Annotated in this window: 20 protein-coding genes; 10 read left to right on the top strand and 10 right to left on the bottom strand. The window is 43.0% G+C overall.

All coding sequences use genetic code 11. The annotated features are described in order from the left end of the window. Positions 1 to 131 precede the first annotated feature (131 nt). The 3 genes from AC04NP_RS22280 to AC04NP_RS22270 are packed head-to-tail and all read right to left on the bottom strand — an operon-like array spanning position 132 to position 1,158. Positions 132 to 512: a nucleotidyltransferase family protein gene (locus tag AC04NP_RS22280; protein ID WP_482862158.1), complete on the bottom strand. Its 381-nt coding sequence runs from the start codon at positions 510 to 512 to the stop codon at positions 132 to 134. Continuing rightward, complete coding sequence (locus tag AC04NP_RS22275) at positions 509 to 907, bottom strand: nucleotidyltransferase substrate binding protein (protein WP_482862157.1); 399 nt, start codon at positions 905 to 907, stop codon at positions 509 to 511. Before AC04NP_RS22275 ends, AC04NP_RS22280 begins: the two co-directional genes overlap by 4 nt. Before the next feature lie 59 nt (positions 908 to 966). Further along, complete coding sequence (locus AC04NP_RS22270) at positions 967 to 1,158, bottom strand: hypothetical protein (protein ID WP_482862156.1); 192 nt, start codon at positions 1,156 to 1,158, stop codon at positions 967 to 969. A 355-nt stretch (positions 1,159 to 1,513) separates the two neighbouring features. On the opposite strand from AC04NP_RS22270, the gene AC04NP_RS22265 reads away from it, so the two are divergent. Further along, positions 1,514 to 2,005, top strand: a complete 492-nt coding sequence (locus AC04NP_RS22265) for a hypothetical protein (RefSeq protein ID WP_482862155.1) — start codon at positions 1,514 to 1,516, stop codon at positions 2,003 to 2,005. 171 nt (positions 2,006 to 2,176) lie between these two features. Here the strand turns inward: AC04NP_RS22265 and AC04NP_RS22260 are convergent, their stop codons facing one another. From AC04NP_RS22260 to AC04NP_RS22240, 5 genes are all read right to left on the bottom strand, one after another. Next, on the bottom strand, positions 2,177 to 2,725 hold the full coding sequence (locus tag AC04NP_RS22260; protein ID WP_482862154.1) for a DUF3738 domain-containing protein: 549 nt from the start codon (positions 2,723 to 2,725) through the stop codon (positions 2,177 to 2,179). A gap of 418 nt (positions 2,726 to 3,143) precedes the next feature. Further along, positions 3,144 to 3,281, bottom strand: a complete 138-nt coding sequence (locus AC04NP_RS22255; RefSeq protein WP_482862162.1) for a hypothetical protein — start codon at positions 3,279 to 3,281, stop codon at positions 3,144 to 3,146. Continuing rightward, positions 3,217 to 3,498, bottom strand: a complete 282-nt coding sequence (locus AC04NP_RS22250; RefSeq protein ID WP_482862163.1) for a hypothetical protein — start codon at positions 3,496 to 3,498, stop codon at positions 3,217 to 3,219. Before AC04NP_RS22250 ends, AC04NP_RS22255 begins: the two co-directional genes overlap by 65 nt. A 156-nt stretch (positions 3,499 to 3,654) precedes the next feature. Then, entirely contained in the window at positions 3,655 to 4,281 is a 627-nt protein-coding gene (locus AC04NP_RS22245) for a DapH/DapD/GlmU-related protein (RefSeq protein WP_482862153.1), read from the bottom strand. A 344-nt stretch (positions 4,282 to 4,625) separates the two neighbouring features. After that, positions 4,626 to 5,615 carry an NAD-dependent epimerase/dehydratase family protein gene (locus tag AC04NP_RS22240; RefSeq protein WP_482862152.1) on the bottom strand — a complete coding sequence of 330 codons (990 nt, stop codon included), beginning with the start codon at positions 5,613 to 5,615 and terminating at the stop codon, positions 4,626 to 4,628. Positions 5,616 to 5,850: 235 nt separating this feature from the next. Here AC04NP_RS22240 and AC04NP_RS22235 point away from each other — a divergent pair, with 235 nt between their 5' ends. After that, complete coding sequence (locus AC04NP_RS22235; protein ID WP_482862151.1) at positions 5,851 to 6,960, top strand: alkaline phosphatase; 1,110 nt, start codon at positions 5,851 to 5,853, stop codon at positions 6,958 to 6,960. 312 nt (positions 6,961 to 7,272) lie between these two features. Further along, a complete protein-coding gene (locus tag AC04NP_RS22230; RefSeq protein ID WP_482862150.1) occupies positions 7,273 to 8,049 on the top strand; it encodes a transporter in 777 nt (258 codons plus the stop codon). Between the two features lie 301 nt (positions 8,050 to 8,350). Here the strand turns inward: AC04NP_RS22230 and AC04NP_RS22225 are convergent, their stop codons facing one another. After that, complete coding sequence (locus tag AC04NP_RS22225) at positions 8,351 to 8,869, bottom strand: mechanosensitive ion channel domain-containing protein (RefSeq protein WP_482862149.1); 519 nt, start codon at positions 8,867 to 8,869, stop codon at positions 8,351 to 8,353. Between the two features lie 402 nt (positions 8,870 to 9,271). Here AC04NP_RS22225 and AC04NP_RS22220 point away from each other — a divergent pair, with 402 nt between their 5' ends. The 7 genes from AC04NP_RS22220 to AC04NP_RS22190 all read left to right on the top strand — a co-directional run bounded on the left by AC04NP_RS22220 (position 9,272) and on the right by AC04NP_RS22190 (position 19,239). Further along, positions 9,272 to 12,157 (top strand): carboxypeptidase-like regulatory domain-containing protein, encoded by a 2,886-nt coding sequence (locus AC04NP_RS22220; protein ID WP_482862148.1) that lies wholly within the window; start codon positions 9,272 to 9,274, stop codon positions 12,155 to 12,157. Continuing rightward, positions 12,102 to 13,778, top strand: coding sequence for a carboxypeptidase regulatory-like domain-containing protein (locus tag AC04NP_RS22215; protein WP_482862147.1), 1,677 nt, complete (start codon positions 12,102 to 12,104; stop codon positions 13,776 to 13,778). Before AC04NP_RS22220 ends, AC04NP_RS22215 begins: the two co-directional genes overlap by 56 nt. A gap of 535 nt (positions 13,779 to 14,313) precedes the next feature. Beyond that, positions 14,314 to 15,639 carry a Gfo/Idh/MocA family protein gene (locus tag AC04NP_RS22210; protein ID WP_482862161.1) on the top strand — a complete coding sequence of 442 codons (1,326 nt, stop codon included), beginning with the start codon at positions 14,314 to 14,316 and terminating at the stop codon, positions 15,637 to 15,639. A gap of 256 nt (positions 15,640 to 15,895) precedes the next feature. Continuing rightward, positions 15,896 to 16,486 carry a DUF2326 domain-containing protein gene (locus AC04NP_RS22205; protein ID WP_482862146.1) on the top strand — a complete coding sequence of 197 codons (591 nt, stop codon included), beginning with the start codon at positions 15,896 to 15,898 and terminating at the stop codon, positions 16,484 to 16,486. Positions 16,487 to 16,781: 295 nt separating this feature from the next. Next, entirely contained in the window at positions 16,782 to 16,985 is a 204-nt protein-coding gene (locus AC04NP_RS22200) for a hypothetical protein (protein ID WP_482862145.1), read from the top strand. Between the two features lie 149 nt (positions 16,986 to 17,134). Then, positions 17,135 to 17,476 (top strand): zinc-dependent metalloprotease, encoded by a 342-nt coding sequence (locus AC04NP_RS22195; RefSeq protein WP_482862144.1) that lies wholly within the window; start codon positions 17,135 to 17,137, stop codon positions 17,474 to 17,476. A gap of 401 nt (positions 17,477 to 17,877) precedes the next feature. Beyond that, entirely contained in the window at positions 17,878 to 19,239 is a 1,362-nt protein-coding gene (locus AC04NP_RS22190; RefSeq protein ID WP_482862143.1) for an ATP-binding protein, read from the top strand. A 205-nt stretch (positions 19,240 to 19,444) separates the two neighbouring features. Here AC04NP_RS22190 and AC04NP_RS22185 read toward each other — a convergent pair whose 3' ends face one another. Beyond that, positions 19,445 to 19,675 carry a DUF4248 domain-containing protein gene (locus AC04NP_RS22185; RefSeq protein ID WP_482862142.1) on the bottom strand — a complete coding sequence of 77 codons (231 nt, stop codon included), beginning with the start codon at positions 19,673 to 19,675 and terminating at the stop codon, positions 19,445 to 19,447. Between the last annotated feature and the right edge of the window lie 142 nt (positions 19,676 to 19,817).

Raw genomic sequence — 19,817 nt, 5'->3', positions numbered from 1 at the left:
TGACTCAATTTGGACCTGCTTGTACGTAAACTAGTCATAGTATAACTCTATTCGCGATTGCTAGTGAGATCATTGCAAATGCTAAAAACATTATACCAAAAAGTACCGTATCGCTTATAGTCATACTATGACTACGGTTCCCGGTCTGCCTCTCCCCTTTCAGCCTGACCGCTCACCCGCGGTTCATTCATTTCCCGTGGAAGCTTTCCCACAAAAAAGTTTTTGCCGACCCTGTCGATATGCGCTTTCAATTCCTGGTGTTCCAGTCCATCATAATAAACCACATCGACATAATAAGGTATGGGCAATTCTTCATTAAAATACCCCTGTATATTAATGGCGGTGAGGTCGCTACACTGCTTTCCTTTGATAGCCAGATCAATATCGCTGCCTTTCTTGTAGTTGCCTTTGGCCCTGCTGCCAAATATCAATACTTCCTCTACCTCCGGATAGTTTCCAAAAGCATTTACCAGGAAGTTGTAGCTTTTTTCTGAGATGCCAAATGGGTTCATAATTCCTTCTTCAGCTTTTGGTATGTATCGTATAATTCATCAAAATATTGTTCTACGATTAGTTTATAAGCCAGTTCTGCATTTTTTTCATTGTATGTATGGCTCATAAGATTTCGTTTTTGCAACATATCTATCCATGCGTCCCCATCTTTAATTATATCATATTTATAACCCTCTTTAATAACTTCACGCGGAAACTTCACGTCGATATCTTTTTCCTGAAGATAGTCTTTGACTGTTTTCCAGCCCAGTTCAAAAGTGAATTCATAAGTTTGAACAACACCTGCTTTTTCCAAATCAGAAAGATCCTTTTTTGATACTGCTTCCTGTAGATGGGCAACTGCCTTTTCATAGTTTTGGAATCGCTGTTTCCATCTTATATCCAGGTTGGCCATAACATTATGAGAGTTTTGATAGTTTATATTTTAACTTCTTTTGGCTCATTCATTCGTATTTACAAATCAATTTTATCCCTTATCTTTTTTGGTAGCTTGGTGATATCCACAAACATAAATCCTCTGATATCAATAAAATGTTCCTTTAGCAAAATCGAAATGTATTGTTTACTTACACCTTTTCCTTTTTTACCTTGGTAATTGTCAGCAATTTCTTTAACAGTTCTTAGGTTTTCAATATCTACTTTCATAACTAATTAACTTGTGCGAAAATACCCATTTTATTGGTCATTATCAATCAGTAATTGGTAAGTGTAAATATTCAATGATAATTACACTATGGTATTTCAATTCAGTTGTATTTTAAAGGCAAAAATCTTATTGATGCTTGCTAACTAACAATATAATTATTATATTTGTATAGTTGATACTTAGTAACTGACAATGGTTTAAAAAAACCCCTAATAAAAAAATGAATAATAGAATACTGTAATTTTCAAAACAAGAAACAGTGCATAGCAATAAAAGGTGATCGCTCTCTTGTTTCAACGAATGAGAGCTGCCATGGATAATCTATGTAAATAATATTTCTTAAAAATTTATAAAATGAAAAAAACTCATCAACACAAATCACAACTTACCAGACAAATAGAACAAATCGATAGGGATTTGAAAACATGGAGTAACAGGTTGATCAATGCACCAGCCATTGAAAAGTCCGCACACAAACAGGAAATTGCTCAACTGGAAGCCTTAAAAGCAAGCCTTTCCAGCATTGTTTACAAAAAAACCAGCAATTCCGACATATCCAGCACAACAACCAAAAGGCCAAAAATCGGTGAATTGCCTCCAGCCTCAATCACTGAAAAAATTAAAAGAACACAATCTCAAATGGATACCATCGTAAAGGATTCGATTTTACCCCTCAGCGAATCATTTATCGACGACTTCAGCAGGTTTATTGGCCAGGCATTGACCCACCAAAAGTTTCTCGGGAGCACTGCACCGGAGGCATTATGGTGTTGTTGTCATGATTTTATGACTATCAAAGAATTTTTGCGGTTAGCTATTTTGAAGGGGGAATATCAAAGGGAGTAGGTTGCCTGAAACATCCGGACGCAAGGCAAGTCCCGGACGATCTCATATTTAACAGTATTCAGTGGCCTGGCCGGTTAACATTTTAAAGAAGCCGTCTCAAAAGTAATATGAGACGGCTTCATCCAGGGAGCCGCCTTGGAGATTTCAAAAGATTTTTTGTACTAATTCATTTTAGCTTTTGGGATCCCTGATGACCACTACTTTTATGGGTTTCTCACCTTTTTCTAAATACAGCCCCAGTCTTGCTAAATAACGTTCGACTGCCTCAAAGTCCCGGTCACTAAAGTAATCTACTTCCTCACGTGTTATATCATAGTCAATGTAAGTATTGATTCCTGTAGCATCAACGAATGGAGCTTTTATGGCTTTTTGATACCCATTGAAGAGGGGTCCAAATACGTATAGTCTTCTAATGATGTCCAGTGTAGAAGCGTTATAATATTTCCAATGGTCTTCATTCGGTTTTTCAAAACTCCAATAACTTCCTTTTTCGGGCGTTTTGGTGGCAAGTTTTTTAGCCGCGCCAGGGTAAGCTTTCAGAAACCAACAAGGCATCATCCTTGTTTCCACGCTTACCTCATACCCGAAGTACAAATCAAGATCCTTTCTCATGGCCTTTTGCAGGAACCAGGCTGTATTCCGTTCTTTCGGCACTTTCAGGCTGTAATTCCACCGGTTTTTAATTGGATCTGGGATTATACCGGAATGGGGTTTCCTCACTAACCTCCAATACAGGTTCCGGCCAAAACTTACCGTATGAATATTTGAAATAAGGGTTCGAGACGGTATCCTGATATTGGTAATTATTACGTTTGGCCCGTGTAGGAAGTAAACTCTTTAGTGTGTCAGCATACGCCATGTAATACAATCGTTTTAACGGAAGACCTGTTCCCGGCCAGGTGGTATTAAGAAATTGCTAAAAAATAGTGGCATTTAAATGATTATCAGAAAATTTGTGCCAGGGCCCGACAGGTTGATTCAGGATGTTTTTCAAGGTGCTTACGAATATCATGATACAACACTATGTCAGTTCCCTGGGCTTGATGGTAAAACTTTGGCATTCGCAATATTCATTAAGATTAAAAAGTCATAAAAAGCATTACTAGCGATGCCAAGATAGTGAAATACATCAGGCCTGCTATGAAATAACCTGTTTTACTTTGCTTACGTTTTGCCATGCCTTTAGTTGTTTAAATAGGGGTTTTCTTACCCTAATGATGAGAAATTTCAGAAAGTTGCCTACCGGACAGTAATACCTGCAAAATACATCTTTGATAAAAAAAGCAGAAAAGAAGACGGCAGGAAGGATAAACCATATATAGGCTGGCAGCCCGTTTGATGGCGCCGGTCGCCGCTTGTTTGGTCTTGAAGGAAGCGAGCTTTTGCAGGGAATAAATCTGAACAGGCCCATGTTGCTGCCACTTAGCTTTCGCAAGCCTGTCCAACAAAGAATCAAAAATATGTTCTATTTGTAACGTTTTGATTTTCTTCATTTAGAAATAAAGAAAGTGTTTGAGTCAAAAACAGAAAATACATTCAAAATGTTACCAACCATGGCCACCAATAATCGCTTTAAACCAATTCAGCGTGGTATTGATTATGGCCAAATTTATCTTGTTGGTCATAAGGAAGCAGGTCGAAGTAGTGGTTTATACCTCAGATGTTTTTTCCGCGATTTGATCTATATGCACCAACCTTCCAACAATAGCGCCCCTATGCAAAATAGTGCCGGGGTTCAGCACGGCATTGGCCCCGATCCTGGAATTGTCACCAAGCAGCGATCCAAACTTTACGGTATTTGTGTCAACCATTGATCCTTCCATAACAACCTTGATCTCTTTATTCTCCCTTTCATTAAAATGATTGGCCAGTATTGACCCCGCCTCCATATTTACGGCTTCTCCCACGATTGAATTTCCCACATAGTTAAGATGAGCAATCCTGGATTGATTGAAGATAATGCTTTGCTTAATTTCACAATTTGCCCCGATCACTACCTTTTCACCTATGTATACCCCGCCTCTAAGGTAGCATCCCGATTTTACAATACTTTTTTCCCCGATAATTGAATATTCCTTGATGGTTACATTTTCTTCGATAGTGGCGGATTTGTGGATGGCAATATTGTTTTTTATGTCAAATTCCGAACCGGAAAGTTCAGATAATAACAATGCTATCACCTGAGTCAGGTTGGAGGTGATTTCCCAGGGGAAATTATAATTCCGCAGAACCGAGAGGCTGGAATAGCAGTTTTTTATATAAAGTGATAAATCCAATTTTGATAGTAATTATTTGTATTATTTGTTGCTAAATATGGAGGTTCATTGTCTGCATACTGCACTAAAATAGTTATTAATTGCTGAAAATGGAATAAAATCAGTGTTTCGCTAAGAGGTAGAAGCAAGACGTGGCTGTTGCGCAGTTCTGGAATGTCCATATATTTTCTTTTAAGAGTCAAAACCTCGGTGTCTCTTCGTGCCTTGGTGCCTTGGTGGTTCAAAAAGGGACACCACGGAGGCACCAAGGCACAAAGATTCACAGAGAATCTTGTCAGGAACCTTTGCATAACAGCCACAAGACGCTTGTGCCAACCCGTTAAATTTGATGACATGAGCACTTTTCAATATTTGGTAACCGGGTAAGGCCCTTTATCGAACTTTTGTGCGTGATATCCTTTTATCCCAACATCAATTGATAATTGACTGCGAAAATCTTTCCCTTGTCTCAGACAATCAAGAACGTGCCTGAAATCATACACCGGCTCCCACCCCAATTCGGCCCTGGCCTTGTCATTTACATATACCCTGTCAATTTCAGGGAACATTTTCCAGTTTTTCTGTTGGTAAAGTTCTTTATAATCAGGATATATCCTTTCGACGACAGCTGGTGCATTCAAACGCAAATCCACCAAGTCCGTTGGCGCGAATGGCGTAGTGGCGCTGATGATATACTTTCCAAACCCGATCAGGGGGGCCTTTTCAATGGCAAGAATATGTGCTGTTGCCGCATCTTCTATATCGACACGCCTGTACAGAAATTCATTGGCTTTGCTGTTGGCATCTTCATATTGTTGCCTGATTGCCGGTTTGTCATCTTCTTCAGGAAAAAACCTGGATGTCCTGAGGATCAGGCAGGGCAATCGATGGTTGCGATAAAACAACTGGCAAAGGTCTTCTGCCGCCGTTTTGGTTACGCCGTAAATATTTTTGGGAATGGGTTGTATTGCTTCGGTTATCCGGATGGCAGGTTCAGTCATTTTGGGTGTTAGCACATCACCGAATGTGCTTGTGGTGCTTGTGAAAATAAATGCTTTAACACCTTGCAATACAGATTCTTCCAGCAGGTTTAACGTACCGGTCAAATTGGTGTCGACAAAATCCTGGTTGCTATGGGTAGCCACATGCGGCTTATGCAGTGTTGCCGTATGAATCACCACATCGATATCTCTGATACAAGCTTTCGCAAAATCGCGGTGAATGATTGAACCTGAATGAGTAGTATATTCAGATGGTTCTATGTCAATGCCAACGAGGTGATGATGGCCATTTTTCAAAATCCGGATGATAGCCTCTCCTAAATGTCCTGTGCTTCCTGTGATTAATATTCGCATGGATTACATTAAAAAAACCATCACTAAAATACATATTTTCTCAATAGCTTTTCAAAGCCAATGCTGAACCGCCATTTTTTCTACCATAATTTTTTCTTTTCTTTGTTTGACGGGTAAATGGCATTTCATTTAATCAAATATGAGTGCTGATAAATGAGTACATTATCCTGAAAATGCGTATTACATTCAGAAGATGCCTGCTTCGTTTGGAAAATGAATCCATGATTTGATAAATATGAAAACTAAAATCCTGTCTGCCTTACTTGTATTGTGCATCTGCGCCGCCTGTTCGTCGGTAAGGACCACTACCACAGCCCATGTGGACGCCGCGTCAAAACCTAAAAAAATCATTTTTCTGATTGGCGACGGCATGGGTTTATCCCAGGTGTCTTCAGCCATTTATTACCAGGATCGAACTTCCAGTTTTGAGCGGTTCCCGTTTGTAGGCCTGATCAATACTTCTTCTGCGAAGCAAAAGATAACCGATTCAGCCGCAGGGGCAACAGCCTTTTCAGCAGGTAAAAAAACATACAATGGCGCCATTGGGGTTGACGAAAATGCCGCGCCGCTGACGCTCATTACAGAACAATTAAAAGCGCAGGGCCTCAGTAACGGCCTTATCGCCACCTCATCCATTACCCACGCCACCCCGGCTTCTTTCTTTGCCAAGGCCGACCAGCGCAAAAAGGAGGAGCTCATCGCCTCGCAAATGCATACTTCGGCCATTGATTTCTTCGCTGGTGGTGGACTACAGTTCTTTAACGCCAGAAAAGACGGTAAAAACTTTCTGGATAGTCTGGCCGCCAATAATTTCTCAATAGATACCATAGCGATAAAAAACAAGCTCACTTTTAATGACAAAACCAGGTATGCATTTCCCTTGGCCGCCAATGCGATGCCTCCCGCTGTCGACAGGGGAAATTTTCTTGCAGATGCAACTACCTCGGCCCTGGAATTTTTAAACCAGGACAAGGATGGCTTCTTTTTAATGGTAGAAGGGTCACAAATAGACTGGGCCGGTCATAGCAACCATGCGGAATACCTGGTATCGGAAATGCTGGATTTCGATAAAACCATCGGCCTGGCGCTGGATTTTGCCAGGAAAGACGGTGAAACCCTGGTACTGGTCACCGCCGACCACGAGACCGGCGGTTTCACCCTTAGCGCCTCCGGGGGGGATTACAATGTCCTCTCCCCTACCTTTTCCACCGGCGGGCATTCGGCTACCCTGATCCCCGTTTTTGCCTTCGGCCCCGGCGCCGAAAAGTTTGCCGGCGTCTATCAAAACACCGGCATTTATCATAAACTCATGTCATTGATGCAGCCGGATAAAACTATCCGGTGATCTTTTTTGGGAGCTCATCAGAGGGTGATCGATTGTCGATGGAGGATTCGGGTTGCCTGCATTCTCATTGCTTCTGCTAAAATCTCTGTGCCTCTTTGTGTCTTGGTGCCTTTGTGGTTAACCATTTTTCACCACGGAGGCACCAAGACACAAAGAGGCACAAAGAAATTTGTCCAAAACGTTGTGTAACGCACCATCCCATTCTTGCAATGGGATCTTCATTTAATAAAAAGTGATACTTTTACAGGCAGTGGATGAATAACTGTGTGTAGATATAAAAAATGTGCAGATACAAAATATTTTTTATTACAGATGATGAAAAAATTGTTACTGGTTACTGCCGTCAGCCTGACCAGCCAACTGGCCACAGCCCAATACCATGAAACGATCAGTACCGACCGCCCGGGACAAGCTTTTGCCCCTCTTACAACTGGTCAAAATGTTTTCCAAATCCAAACCGGGTTCACCTATTTGGACTTTGAGCAAACCAGTCCGGATCAAAAGGGGGATTATCTGAAATATACTGTTGCCCTTCGATACGGAATCCTTGAAAATTTTGAAATTCAATCTGCATTCGGTGTGAGGAGGGACAAAATCACCTTTGGCGACCAAAGTTCCACCTTGTTGGATGGAGTAAGTTTATGGAATGTAGGCATTAGATATAACCTATTGGACGGCGATGGCGCCAAACCATCTTTTGCTATTAAAACCGATGTCGACCTAACCTGGGTAGACGAAGATTACCGGTCACAGGAAATCGCTCCCCGGCTGATGCTGATACACGCGCAAAAGCTCAGCGAAACTTTTGGTCTTACCACCAACTGGTCCGTCTCCTGGAACGGCAATGACATCCATCCAACAGGCACTTACGTTATCAATATATCTTTTCCGGTGGCAGGAAAACTCAGTGGTTATATCGAAAACTATGGAGAGGTATACAGCGGTGACTTCGATACACGGTGGGATACCGGTTTGGCTTACCTCCTGAACAAAGATCTCATGGCTGATTTTTCAACTGGTTTTGGCAGAAATGACCGTTTGACGGACTGGTTCATCGATTTTGGTATTTCCTGGAGAGTCAGACTATGATTACCATAATCCGGCATATGTATGTTGCCCCCGGCATGCTCGTGAAAGCATGCATCTCCCGGCGCCCCCGGAATTCTACAGGGAGTCTGTATCGATAATTGCACCATCACTGGTCCCGTTGTCGGCCGTTATCGTCCCTGTCCTTTTTCGGAGGCTTTTTCGAACCTCTGACATATTCCCACCTACTCCAGATAGCATAGAGGGTGACGCCGATAATGAAAATCAATATTCCTATAAAAACGCCGGTCATTTTCTTAGCAATAGTTCACTTTTGCATCTATATGGGTTCATTGGTGCTGTTTTACGACTGCTGAATAGGCTTTTGAATGGCCAGGTTGTTGGGATAGGAGATAATTTGCCCCTCTTCTGTCTTTATTTTGATGTAAAATAAAGTAATATCGATCACCAGGCCCTCGACCGCCATATCTTTATCCACAATTTTCATTTTTTCCCCTATCCGGTAAGGAAAGAAAAAAAAGAGGATAACCGAGGCTGTAAGATTGCTTAAAACTGACCAGGTGGCAAAAAGCCCGACACCGATCACTGTAAAAACAGAAGCAAAATAAATGGATAAACCTTTCAGTGAAATCTCCCATATCATGCCAATGATGGAGACAAAAAGTAAAAGTAAGGCAATGTCAATCAGTTTTCTCACATAAGCTTCTCTTGAATAATGCATCTCGTGCTTCTTTGCACGTCTTTTAATAAGTTTGAGCAGGACTAATCGCACAATCAAAAATAGCGTGACCAAAACAATGCTAACAGATAGCTGAACAAGGTTTCTGTCAAAAAACGGGATGGAGTTTTCCAGGGTATTCATTTTATATTTTCAGTATTATATGCTTTGTTCATTATTTTTCAACCTATCTTTCTGTTTTTTTTGGTAAAACTTCCAAAAGGTAGTGAAGTTTTCAGATATATCGGTAGTGAAGTTTTTAAATATATTTGCTCAAAAGCATTTTCGGAAAGCCAGGTATACCCGGTCACTTATCAGCGTGTGAAGGTATTAATGCAAAACGGTCAGCATCCCGGTCGGTTGCAGGGAGTGGTATTAGTGGATGGTGCGAGTATTTTACGGAATATGGCGCAAGCGTCTCGTGGGTGTTGCGCAACAGCCGCGAGACGCTTGCGCCATCAGGTTTTAAGGCGGAGTTCTACTTCGCCAAGGCTACGGCGGACGAGGGGGATGATTTAATGTTTAGTTCGATCAGATATTTTTTATATGTTTAGGCGTTTTACACTTTTTTTAGCTTTTGTCAAGGCATTTATTTTTCCGGCTTATGCACAGTTTTCAGGGGGTTCGGGCACCCTGGGAGATCCTTACAAGATAAGCAACCTCACCGATTTAAGGTACCTTTCGGAAAATGACAGTTACTGGAACAACCATTTTGTCCTTACCAGTGATATTGATGCATCGGATACCAGGAACTGGAATGTCGTCAATAACAAGGCATTGGGATTTTCACCCATTGGCAATACTATTTTATCGTCCGGGGACAATGCTTTTACAGGCTCTTTTTTGGGTAACGGCCATACGATTTCCAACCTTTACATCAACAGGACTCAAGGTGATATTGGATTGTTCGGCAATTTAAGAGACGCCAAAATTGAAAGACTCAGTCTGCAATCACCGGAAATTCGCGGGAAGCTGGCTGTTGGCACATTGGTAGGTCTCAGTAATAATTCCCACATATCGTACTGTATCGTATTATCCGGCAGTGTAGAAATCACAGGCGAGTATGGCGGAGGCCTGATCGGGGCGAGTGATCATGACACCATCGTGGGATGTATTGCATCGGTAGCAGTATCGGGCAATGAAGTTTTAGGTGGATTGGCAGGGGCATTGTTCGAGACAGCGCTTTCGGCCTCTTGCTCGATAGGCGAAATTACAGGCAACAGGGCAATCGGTGGGATCGCCGGTTTATGTATTCAAGCCAAAATTGACGATGTGTATGCTGTCAGCAGGCTTACCTCCAACGACCTTCCGACAACAGGGGCGTTAATAGGTGTTTTAAATGACAGCGAACTTAACAACGGCTTTTTCGACAGCGATGTCTCTACTGTTAATGTAGCCATTGGCACAGACAATGCCGGCCAGTCAGGCACTGCCCTGAACACGGCCGGGTTTAACGACCAGTCGGTTTTTGAAGCAGCAGGGTGGAACTTTCAGGACGATTGGATATTAACGACGATCGCCGGATTCGATAGCAACCCGCGGCCTTACCTGCGGCACCAGGTTTTTCAGCATGAAATAAGGGTGATTGTGGTCCCGGCAACGGCTGCTGTCATTGCAGGTAATACCTTTTATAACACCGGCGAAACGGCGACACTATTTGCAGATGCCGGCGCCGACTTTTCTTTCGTGGGCTGGGCTGATGGAGAAACAGTGATAAGCACTGCCAACCCATACACATTTACCTGCTCGGGCCCCGCTCGGCTTACCGCATTGTTAAAGGAAAATATTGCATTTGCCGGAGGCTCCGGTACGTCGACAGACCCTTTTCAAATCGAGAACATCGATCAGTTGCAACGCATCAACAGCCTGCCTTCACTCATGTCACGCCACTACCTGCTGATGAATGACATCGACGCGTCGGCCACAGCCAACTGGAACGGAGGTAAGGGTTTTCAACCGCTAGGTTATGAGGATACCCATCAAAAAGTGCCCTTTACCGGTAGTATCGATGGCGGGGACCACCGTATTGAATACTTACATATCAACCGGCCCGATGAGGATGTAGTCGGACTTATTCGTCGTGCGTTAGACGCAAAGATCTCCGATTTAGGCCTGTTCGATTGCTTCATCAGGGGCAGAGACTCGGTAGGCGCCTGGTTTGGCCAGGTACTGCCGGTGACCGGCTTTGAGGGCACCGAACTTTCGCGCGTCTATGTGTCGGGAGAAGTACAGGGGCAGGATAATGTCGGTGCCATGGCAGGTTATGCGGAAAGTATTTACCTGGACAACACTTACAATACGGCCAGAGTTGTCGGAAGACGCCGGGTTGGCGGATTAATGGGCTTTTGCAAGCGGTCTTCTATCATTCAGGTTTATAGCGCCGGACCGGTCTTAGCCGGTGCCGAAGCCGGGGCTTTAGCAGGAAGGTATGAAGATTCAAATATAGGTTATTCTGCATTTGATTACAGCAAAAGCGTGATTGAGGAAGCCTTCGGTAACAACGCGCCAGGCAACTACATTTCGGGTGGGACCGACAGTTTTACAGACCCGTTTTTCACAGAATTCCAAATGGGCCTCGATTTAACGAACACCTGGCAATATGCCTATGGGCATGACGGCTTTAAAAGGCCTTATTTAAAATGGGAGAAGTCGTACAGGCTGAAAACCGCGATGCCCACCGGAGGTTCGGCGAATGATCCCGACAGGTTGACGATTGCAGGAAGGAGTTCCGGAAAAATATTTGCAAAACCCGACCCCGGGTACCGGTTTGTAGAATGGCAGGATAAAAACGGGGTTAAAATCAATACCGGTAATCCCGTTACGCTGGAGGTTGTTACCAGCGACACGGTCATATCCCCGCTGTTTGTGGCAAGAAGCGGGGCTTACGACTGGAACCTTCACCTGACCGATAACCTTGCTCCTTTGGCCGGCGCTACGCTTGAAATGGAAAACAGCTTCTACAGCAGTGACAAGGACGGTAATTTAACCATACAAAATTTAGACCCAGGCGTCTATCCCTTCACAGTCAGCGCCAGCAAATATGTTACCTATCATGATACATTGCGTATTCTCAATACTTCAACCGCCGATACCATCAGGCTCAACAGGATCTCCGAACCCATCAACACGGTTACATTTATTGTAAAAAACGGCCTTGTGCCTATACCCAATGCCCGGATCGCCCTCGCCACACTGGCTTCACCGTCAGACACACTTTTCGCCGTCACTGATGAAAATGGCCAGGCCAGGTTCAATAATTTACTGCTCGTGACGGCCAGGTACAAGGTCACAGCCAATGGTTTTCAGGCATTTACCGGTGAATTTACCCACGCAACTTCTGATGACAGGGCGTTCACGGTGCAATTGATTTCACTTCATGATGTCACCTTCAATGATCATATCCGATACGGGTCAACCGGTGGAGGGTGCTGAGATGATCCTGGATGGTAAAACTTACCGAAGTAACAGCCTTGGAGAAATCGCAATTACCGGCTTTGCGTCGGGCGATTACAACTATTGGATCAATGCCGAAGGGTTTAGCACCTTCAATGGCGCTTTCAGTTTCGACGGGGCGGATTACACAGAACAGATCATATTGCCAACACCTGGTGAACCCATATACGAAGTAAAATTGGTTTTGCAACACGGCCCCTGGAGGGTGCCCGATGCAGGTATATTGTTTGATGGAGAAGCCTACACCAGCGACGCCAATGGGGAGCTGCTGATCAACATGCCCTCCGGTAATTATGATTTTTTTATCATCACCACAGGATATGACACTTACACGGCTGTTGCCGCGGTAAACGGCACAGATGTTACCCTTACCGTTGAGCTATCCCCCCGGATAGTCAGTTCTTTTGATGTGTCGGTGACTGACAGAAACCTGGTTCCTATTCCGGGCGCTACTGTTGATTACGGTGGGTTTATGGGCGTGACGGATGACAATGGGATAGTACGGATAGAGAATATTGCAGCCGAAAGGTTTTTTGAGGTCAGCATCTCTGCCCCTGGATTCAAAGGTCAGCGGCACCGAATGTATGTCAACGAAAATGAAATAAGGCAGCATTTTTTACTGCACCCTGAGTTCGGGTTAACCCTGATCGTCGATGACGGCTCGCAGGCACTGGCCGGAGCAAAGATTGACTTTAAGGGCACAACCTATACCACCGACGCAGCGGGAGAAGTGCAGATTACCGGCCTCATCAATGGCAGCTATCGCTACGCCGTTTCCCATCCCGGCTATGAAACCCAAACGGGTACTATTAACATCGCAGGGGCAGACCTGACTGAAACCATTACACTGAATAAAGCCACTATTTCCACCTATACGCTGACTTTTTCTGTTGGCGACGGCACCAATGATCTCGCCGGGGCAGCAGTCAGTGTCGAGGGGACCACCTACACGACCGGCCCCGATGGCAAGGTGCAGGTTACCGGGCTGGCCGATGGCAACTATCAGTACACCGTTTCCTACACAGGCTACCAGCCGGAAGCCGGTACAATAACCATCGCAGGCGCCGATGTGACATCGACGATCACCCTGAAAAAAACCGCCCCCCTTACACACACCCTCACTTTCTCAGTCAGCGATGGAACGGCCCCGCTGGCGGAGGCAGTCATCGACTTTGACGGATCACGTTATTCGACCGACACTTCAGGAAAACTTGAAATCACCGCCCTGGCCAATGGCACCTACCCTTACACTGCTTCACTACCGGGGTATGAGACCATTTCGGGCACAGTCGAAATCACCGGCGCCGATCAGGACATTGCCCTTGTTTTAGAGGAGTTAATTACCGGCATTTCAGCCCGAAACGCGCTTGAGTTGCATATATACCCGGTGCCCTTTTCAGATTTTGTTTTTGTGGCGCTGAAAAATGGCCATGCCATCAGCGCTGTCGAACTGCATGACGCGGCCGGCAGAAGTCTGCGGCATTTCAGCCATCCGGGTAAGGGCGCTTTGTCTCTCGCCGATATCAATGCCGGCACCTATTTTATGGTCGTCTCAGATGTAAACGGCAATCTGTATAGAAAAAGGATGATCAAAAGATAGTTGGGGTCCGTCTTTACCGGGTCGGGCGCCCGCTAATTTGCTGTTTTATGGAAATCGCTCTATTTCCGGTTAAAGCAATACAGATAGGTTTTCGCTATAAACAATTTTTCACTGTAGGTGGTTTTGACTTTAGATAGTTTTTGACTATAGATGGTTTTTCATTCCAGATAACTTTTCATTATGTAATACCTTTTCATTAACTTTAGCACGCACAGCATGCTGTGATAGTGAGGGGTAATTTTTTGAACGCAGATTTTTTTTGAATCAACACAAAAATACCCCGGTTTTTTATTGCTTTATAAAACAACGATATCAATGCAAAGCAGAAAGATTGTTGTAAAGCCCCCACTCCTGAAAATAAAATTTGCGCTGACATGTATTTTGATTAACCTGTTTTGTGCCTGCGACTTTCGCGAGAAAGCGACTGAAAGCGACCTGAAGCGCTGGTATGACAGGCCTGCCGAATATGTAGCGCTTAGGTCCCATTTGTTTCAAGAATATCAAAATCAGAGCATTATAATTATACATCATGAAAATGAACAAACGGCAATTTTTAAAAAGCGCGGCGGCATTATCTTCCTTAGCGCTGCTTCCCTCCTCTTCCTGGGCATTTCTAAAAAACGGACGCTTAAGAACAGCGCATATTGGTGTCGGCGGCATGGGGGCCGAGGATCTCAAATCCATTTCATCTCATAAGCTGGTCGATGTCACTGCCTTGTGTGATGTAGACGCAAACAATTTAGCCGCGGCAAAAAAATTACACCCCAATGCCAAAACCTTTTCCGACTACAGAAAACTTCTCGATGATAGGGGAAGCGCCATCGATGCAGTGATTGTATCGACGCCTGACCACACCCATGCGCCGGCCTCAATGATGGCGATGGAAATGGGCAAACCTGTGTATTGTCAAAAGCCCCTCACCCACCACGTATCAGAAGCCAGGGCCATGTTAAAGCTGGCTGACGAAAAGAATCTTGTGACCCAAATGGGCATTCAGGTGCACTCTTTTTATGATTACAGGCTAGCCACTTTACTCATACAATCCGGAATTATCGGCAAAGTCAGTACGGTCAGGGCCTGGTCTCCCAAAAACTGGGGTTATGACGGTCCTGCCCCGGTGGGAAGTGATCCCGTGCCTGAATCTTTAGACTGGAACCTTTGGCTGGGCACTTCTGCCAAAAGGCCTTACAAAGAAAATGTTTATCATCCCGGAAACTGGCGAAAACTTTTGGATTTTGGTTGTGGCACCCTGGGAGATATGGGCGTGCACATTTTTGACACACCCTATAATGCCCTGGCCCTAGACGTGCCCCTCACCATTAAAAACAAATGCAGAAAACCCACCGGATTCGGATTTCCGGAAAACAACATTGTATCCTACAAATTTCCGGGCACCCAATACACGGCCAATACTTTGAAGTGGGTATGGTATGATGGCCCTGGCGCCCCAAAAAAGCACAAGGATTTGGCACTGCCCGATAATGAAACACTCCCTGAGCAAGGCGCTATGTTTGTCGGAGAAAAGGGCAGGTTGCTTTTACCTCATTTCATGGAACTGCCCAGGTTGATTGTCGACGGCAAATACGAGCAGATCGATGTAGCCAAATTTGACACAGCCAATCAACTCGGCGCGCCCGTCAATGACCCAGATAAGCACTACCACCAATTTGTAGATGCCTGCCTGGGAAAAGACAAATGCAGCGCCCCCTTCTCCTATGCGGCAAGGCTCACCGAAACCATCCTTCTGGGAGTGATTGCCGGCCGTTTCCCTAACAAAACCCTTCAATGGAACAACGAAGCCGCCAAATTCTCGGAGGAAGCGGCTAATAAATTTTTAGACTCGAAGTACAGGGCTTTTTGAAAGCAAGAAAATATCATTTGATGATTCAGACAATGAAGATGTAGATTTGACTCCTTTTAGCATTGAGGATAAAATTTCTCACAATTTTATTAAAAGAAATAAACCATTAATTTTTGAATACAGTAGGTACTATCCAAAAATCAACTCGTTATATAATGAACTTGAAAAGCAGGGATCCTTCAAAAAGCAAAAACTTCTTCGAAATATTAGACAACTATATATTCGAACAAAGGGTAAATATGTGTTAAACTTTATTTTGAAAGAATTACCTGATTTGGAAAATCAAATAAAGGAGATCAAGCGTTTAATAGATTCATTTAGAGAAAAAGAACGTTCTTACACTGATACTCTTCAAAAGTCCGGTGCCCTGGATGAACTCCAAAATGTTATAAGGAAATTAAACGCTGCATATGAAAAACGAGGAACTCTAGAAGAACAAAAAAGATTGTGGGATAACTCAATATCAACACAAGATACGTTATCCAATGAACTGGAAAATATTAATAAAGGTATAGATTCAAAGGAAGAATTAATTAAGGACAGGATTATACTTTTTAACAAGTATTTTGCAGCAATCTCTTTTCGGTTATATGATGAACAATTTATTCTAAGCTATGACAAAAACGAACGAGGCTACGAATTGAATATTTCTTCCTTAACAGGAAATCTTGGTACTGGTAAAAAGAAAGGACAGATAGCTGCATTTGATTTGGCCTATATTCAATTCGCTCAAGAAGTTGGAATTGACCATCTTCATTTTATCATGCACGATCAAATTGAAAACGTTCATGATAATCAAATATCCAACCTTTTAACGGAAATAATAGGTGGGATAAATTGTCAATAAATTCTGCCTGGCAGTGATGAAGCCCAAAATGTTGGATTTCAGCACGCAAATTGCCAGCACATACTTCAATCCGGTAATATTTGTTTTCTCAATCACTGAACACACTTATTATATTGTTATAATCAAGCAAAGTTCATCTATAAATCAGGTAAAAAAGGTGGATGGCCGCAGGGATACTTTTAACATTAATTCAATATTATGTTTCTTTAAATGACCACAAAAAAAATTTGTCGCATTTTGGCTTTTGGAAAAATAAGTAGTCTTTCCAAAGTTGCAAAGCCTATAATTTCAAACATTGTTTAAAAAGCTTATATACTTCTTTTGCCGGTCGTATAAAATATCCCGGAATAACTTACTGAAAAAATCAGTAAAAGGAGATGAAAATGCTTTGCGCCAGCTTGTCTACAAGTACCACGATGAGTTGGTCCGTTATGCGGTCGACTATGTAAAATCCAGGAGTCTGTCAGAGAAATTTGTCGAGCAGGTCTGGGCGTCTTAATGAAGCTACTAATGATATGATTAGTATTTTATCTATGGATTCAAGTTCTGATTCCCTGACAAAATTAGAATGCCAAGACGCTTATACACCTTGTATTATGGTCTAATTTGAGCTTGTTTTTGCTTTCAAGACGGAGACCACTCAATTCAGTGATAGCTCATGAAGTAGGGCATACTCTTGGTTTGCAGCATAATATGATAGCCAGCTCAGCCTATCCCTTGGACTCACTGCGTTCGCCTACTTTTACTTCTACACATGGTTTGTCACCTTCCATCATGGATTATGCCTGGGGCAATTATATAGCACAACCAGGTGACGGTGTGACTAATTTTTACACCAAAATTGGTGAATACGACTACTGGGCTATAGAATATGGCTATAGATCAATTGCTGAAAACTTGGATCCACATGAGGAAAAAAAATACTTCATCGGTGTTTTTTTGAAAAAACTCCAGATAACTATATCCTGCCTTCCCGCTTCAATTCCTTAGTAGCCCTTTGGATAGCTTTTGTCCAGGGTTCATTCCTTTTCCTGATCTTCTTAGCCTGATGACTTATTAGGGTTACTCTTCGTGTATCGGCCCGCTTACCTGCTGTGGATTTTGTTTTTCTTTTGCGTTTCATCCTTACTTACTTTTTTCGGGTAAGGATAGGAAAATGCTGGAATGTGGTTTCCGGTTGGTTCGGGATGGTTCGGTTTACAAAGAAAAATCATGCAAGGCATTGACGCTAAGATTTTTGATGGAAAAGATGGTTCGGTTTAAATCCGATAAAAGACAGCATACTTTTTAAGTGTATCTTATGCCATTTACCCTAACTCTGTTACAAGAAATCCAATAATTTACCCATACTTTATGACAAAAAACCAGAGAGATTACCCTAACTTTGTGTCATGTTTAATAGAGCAATCATCTCTGAGCTGGTAAAATGGGCTGAAAACCCAAGACGTAAACCGCTTGTTTTACGAGGTGCCAGACAAGTAGGGAAGACCACGGTAGCCAACCTGTTTTCAAAGCACTTCGATCAATATATTTACCTGAACCTGGAATTGGCGGAGGACAGAAAAGTATTTGAAGATTTCCAGAATGTGGAAACTTTGCTCGATGCCATATTTTTTCTGAAGGACAAATCCAAAAGCGAAGGAAGTACCTTATTGTTTATAGATGAAATTCAGGAGGCCCCTCAGGCCATTGCACAACTTCGCTATTTTTATGAGCAGGTACCTGAATTATGGATGATGGCAGCAGGCTCATTACTGGAGACATTATTTGATAAGGACATTAATTTTCCAGTAGGTAGGGTAACCTACATGGTAGTACGTCCGGTAAGTTTTGTTGAGTTTTTAGAAGCTTTAGGGGAAACAAATGCATTAGAGCAATGGAAAAATGTGCCTATTGCCGACTTTGCCCATGATAAATTACTGGAGTTGTTTCACCGTTATGCTTTGATAGGTGGAATGCCGGAGATCGTTGATACCTATGCAGCTACTAAAGATATAGTCGGCTTACAGCCCGTCTATGAGTCATTGTTAGTGTCTTATCTGGAGGATGTAGAAAAATATGCCCGCAACCAAAGCCTGGCTGAAGTGATGCGCCATGCCATTCGCTCATCCTTTGCCGAAGCAGGTCAAAGAATTAAATTTCAGGGATTTGGCAGATCTAATTATGGGTCCCGGGAAATGGGTGAGGCGATAAGGACCTTGGAAAGAGCCATGTTGGTCAATTTAGTTTATCCAGCCACACAAGTAACTTTGCCGATACTGGAAGACCGTAAAAAATTCCCGCGCTTGCAAGTTCTGGATACAGGGTTATTAAACCACTTCGCAGGATTACAAAAAGAAGTACTGGGTACCAAAGACTTGAATAGTATTTATCAGGGTGGTATTACAGAGCATATTGTGGGCCAGGAATTGCTGGCATCCAGCTTCAATGTGCTGGGAGGGCTTCATTTTTGGGTAAGAGAAAAGAGGACATCATCGGCAGAAATAGATTTTTTGTACCTGTATAATAATCTCCTGATACCACTGGAAGTTAAATCCGGTGCTACTGGCAAATTAAAGTCTTTACATATTTTTATGGATCGAGCACCGCATACCATAGCGATACGATTATATTCCGGAAAGTTTCAAATTGATAAATTAACCACGGTTAGTGGAAAGGCCTTTTTCTTACTGAATTTGCCGTATTATCTGGTTGCTCAAATAGACATCTATTTAGATTGGTTTTTCACAGCATATCCAAACCGGATTGAATGATAATGGTATTAAAGGCTATAAGTTATCCCTGAGCTTTTCCTCGTTTAATAGTGATTTATGAATTGATCGATATGCAATGAAGCGTCTGCAATATTTTTAGTTGTTTAAGCAAAAAGTAAAACCTAAGATTCAGCAATAAATCAATTTATTGCTGAATCTTAGGTCTGCTTTAAAACAAATTTTAACAATACTACTGATAGAAGCCTCAAGGTTCCCCCAACCTCGCAAACAAAAACCGTACGATCTCCGGACGGAGTAGTTTGGTATGCTTGGTATAGCCGAGTGTCCTTAGTTCTTCAAGGCACATATCTATCCAGGCGGAAAAAGTTTTAGTGCAAACGTTGTACATCTCGGCCAGCTCATACTTGTAATAGGCTTTGATTTTGATAAATTGTTCTCCTTCCTGCAATTCTACTGGCATCAGTTTGGTTTCCATATAATATTGATCGAGCCGGTTTTGATAACTTTTCCATGTTTACATTTCCTTCAAATGGCTAACTTTACGCTGTTTCGTTACTTTTATATTAGCTGCTCAGTTCTAAACTGGTTCTGCATTTCTTTCTCCGATTTTCCAGCCT

Source organism: Agaribacillus sp. DX54 (genome assembly GCF_056858335.1).
Note: the sequence above shows the minus strand (reverse complement) of the source record. Positions and strands in the feature narration are given on the sequence as shown.

Bases quoted from the DNA above. Each gene is read 5' to 3' on its own strand.
- AC04NP_RS22280 (WP_482862158.1), bottom strand. From the start codon at position 512: ATGAACCCATTTGGCATCTCAGAAAAAAGCTACAACTTCCTGGTAAAT.
- AC04NP_RS22275 (WP_482862157.1), bottom strand. From the start codon at position 907: ATGGCCAACCTGGATATAAGATGGAAACAGCGATTCCAAAACTATGAA.
- AC04NP_RS22270 (WP_482862156.1), bottom strand. From the start codon at position 1,158: ATGAAAGTAGATATTGAAAACCTAAGAACTGTTAAAGAAATTGCTGAC.
- AC04NP_RS22265 (WP_482862155.1), top strand. From the start codon at position 1,514: ATGAAAAAAACTCATCAACACAAATCACAACTTACCAGACAAATAGAA.
- AC04NP_RS22250 (WP_482862163.1), bottom strand. From the start codon at position 3,498: ATGAAGAAAATCAAAACGTTACAAATAGAACATATTTTTGATTCTTTG.
- AC04NP_RS22240 (WP_482862152.1), bottom strand. From the start codon at position 5,615: ATGCGAATATTAATCACAGGAAGCACAGGACATTTAGGAGAGGCTATC.
- AC04NP_RS22235 (WP_482862151.1), top strand. From the start codon at position 5,851: ATGAAAACTAAAATCCTGTCTGCCTTACTTGTATTGTGCATCTGCGCC.
- AC04NP_RS22230 (WP_482862150.1), top strand. From the start codon at position 7,273: ATGATGAAAAAATTGTTACTGGTTACTGCCGTCAGCCTGACCAGCCAA.
- AC04NP_RS22225 (WP_482862149.1), bottom strand. From the start codon at position 8,869: ATGAATACCCTGGAAAACTCCATCCCGTTTTTTGACAGAAACCTTGTT.
- AC04NP_RS22220 (WP_482862148.1), top strand. From the start codon at position 9,272: ATGTTTAGGCGTTTTACACTTTTTTTAGCTTTTGTCAAGGCATTTATT.
- AC04NP_RS22215 (WP_482862147.1), top strand. From the start codon at position 12,102: ATGATGTCACCTTCAATGATCATATCCGATACGGGTCAACCGGTGGAG.
- AC04NP_RS22210 (WP_482862161.1), top strand. From the start codon at position 14,314: ATGAACAAACGGCAATTTTTAAAAAGCGCGGCGGCATTATCTTCCTTA.
- AC04NP_RS22190 (WP_482862143.1), top strand. From the start codon at position 17,878: ATGTTTAATAGAGCAATCATCTCTGAGCTGGTAAAATGGGCTGAAAAC.
- AC04NP_RS22185 (WP_482862142.1), bottom strand. From the start codon at position 19,675: ATGGAAACCAAACTGATGCCAGTAGAATTGCAGGAAGGAGAACAATTT.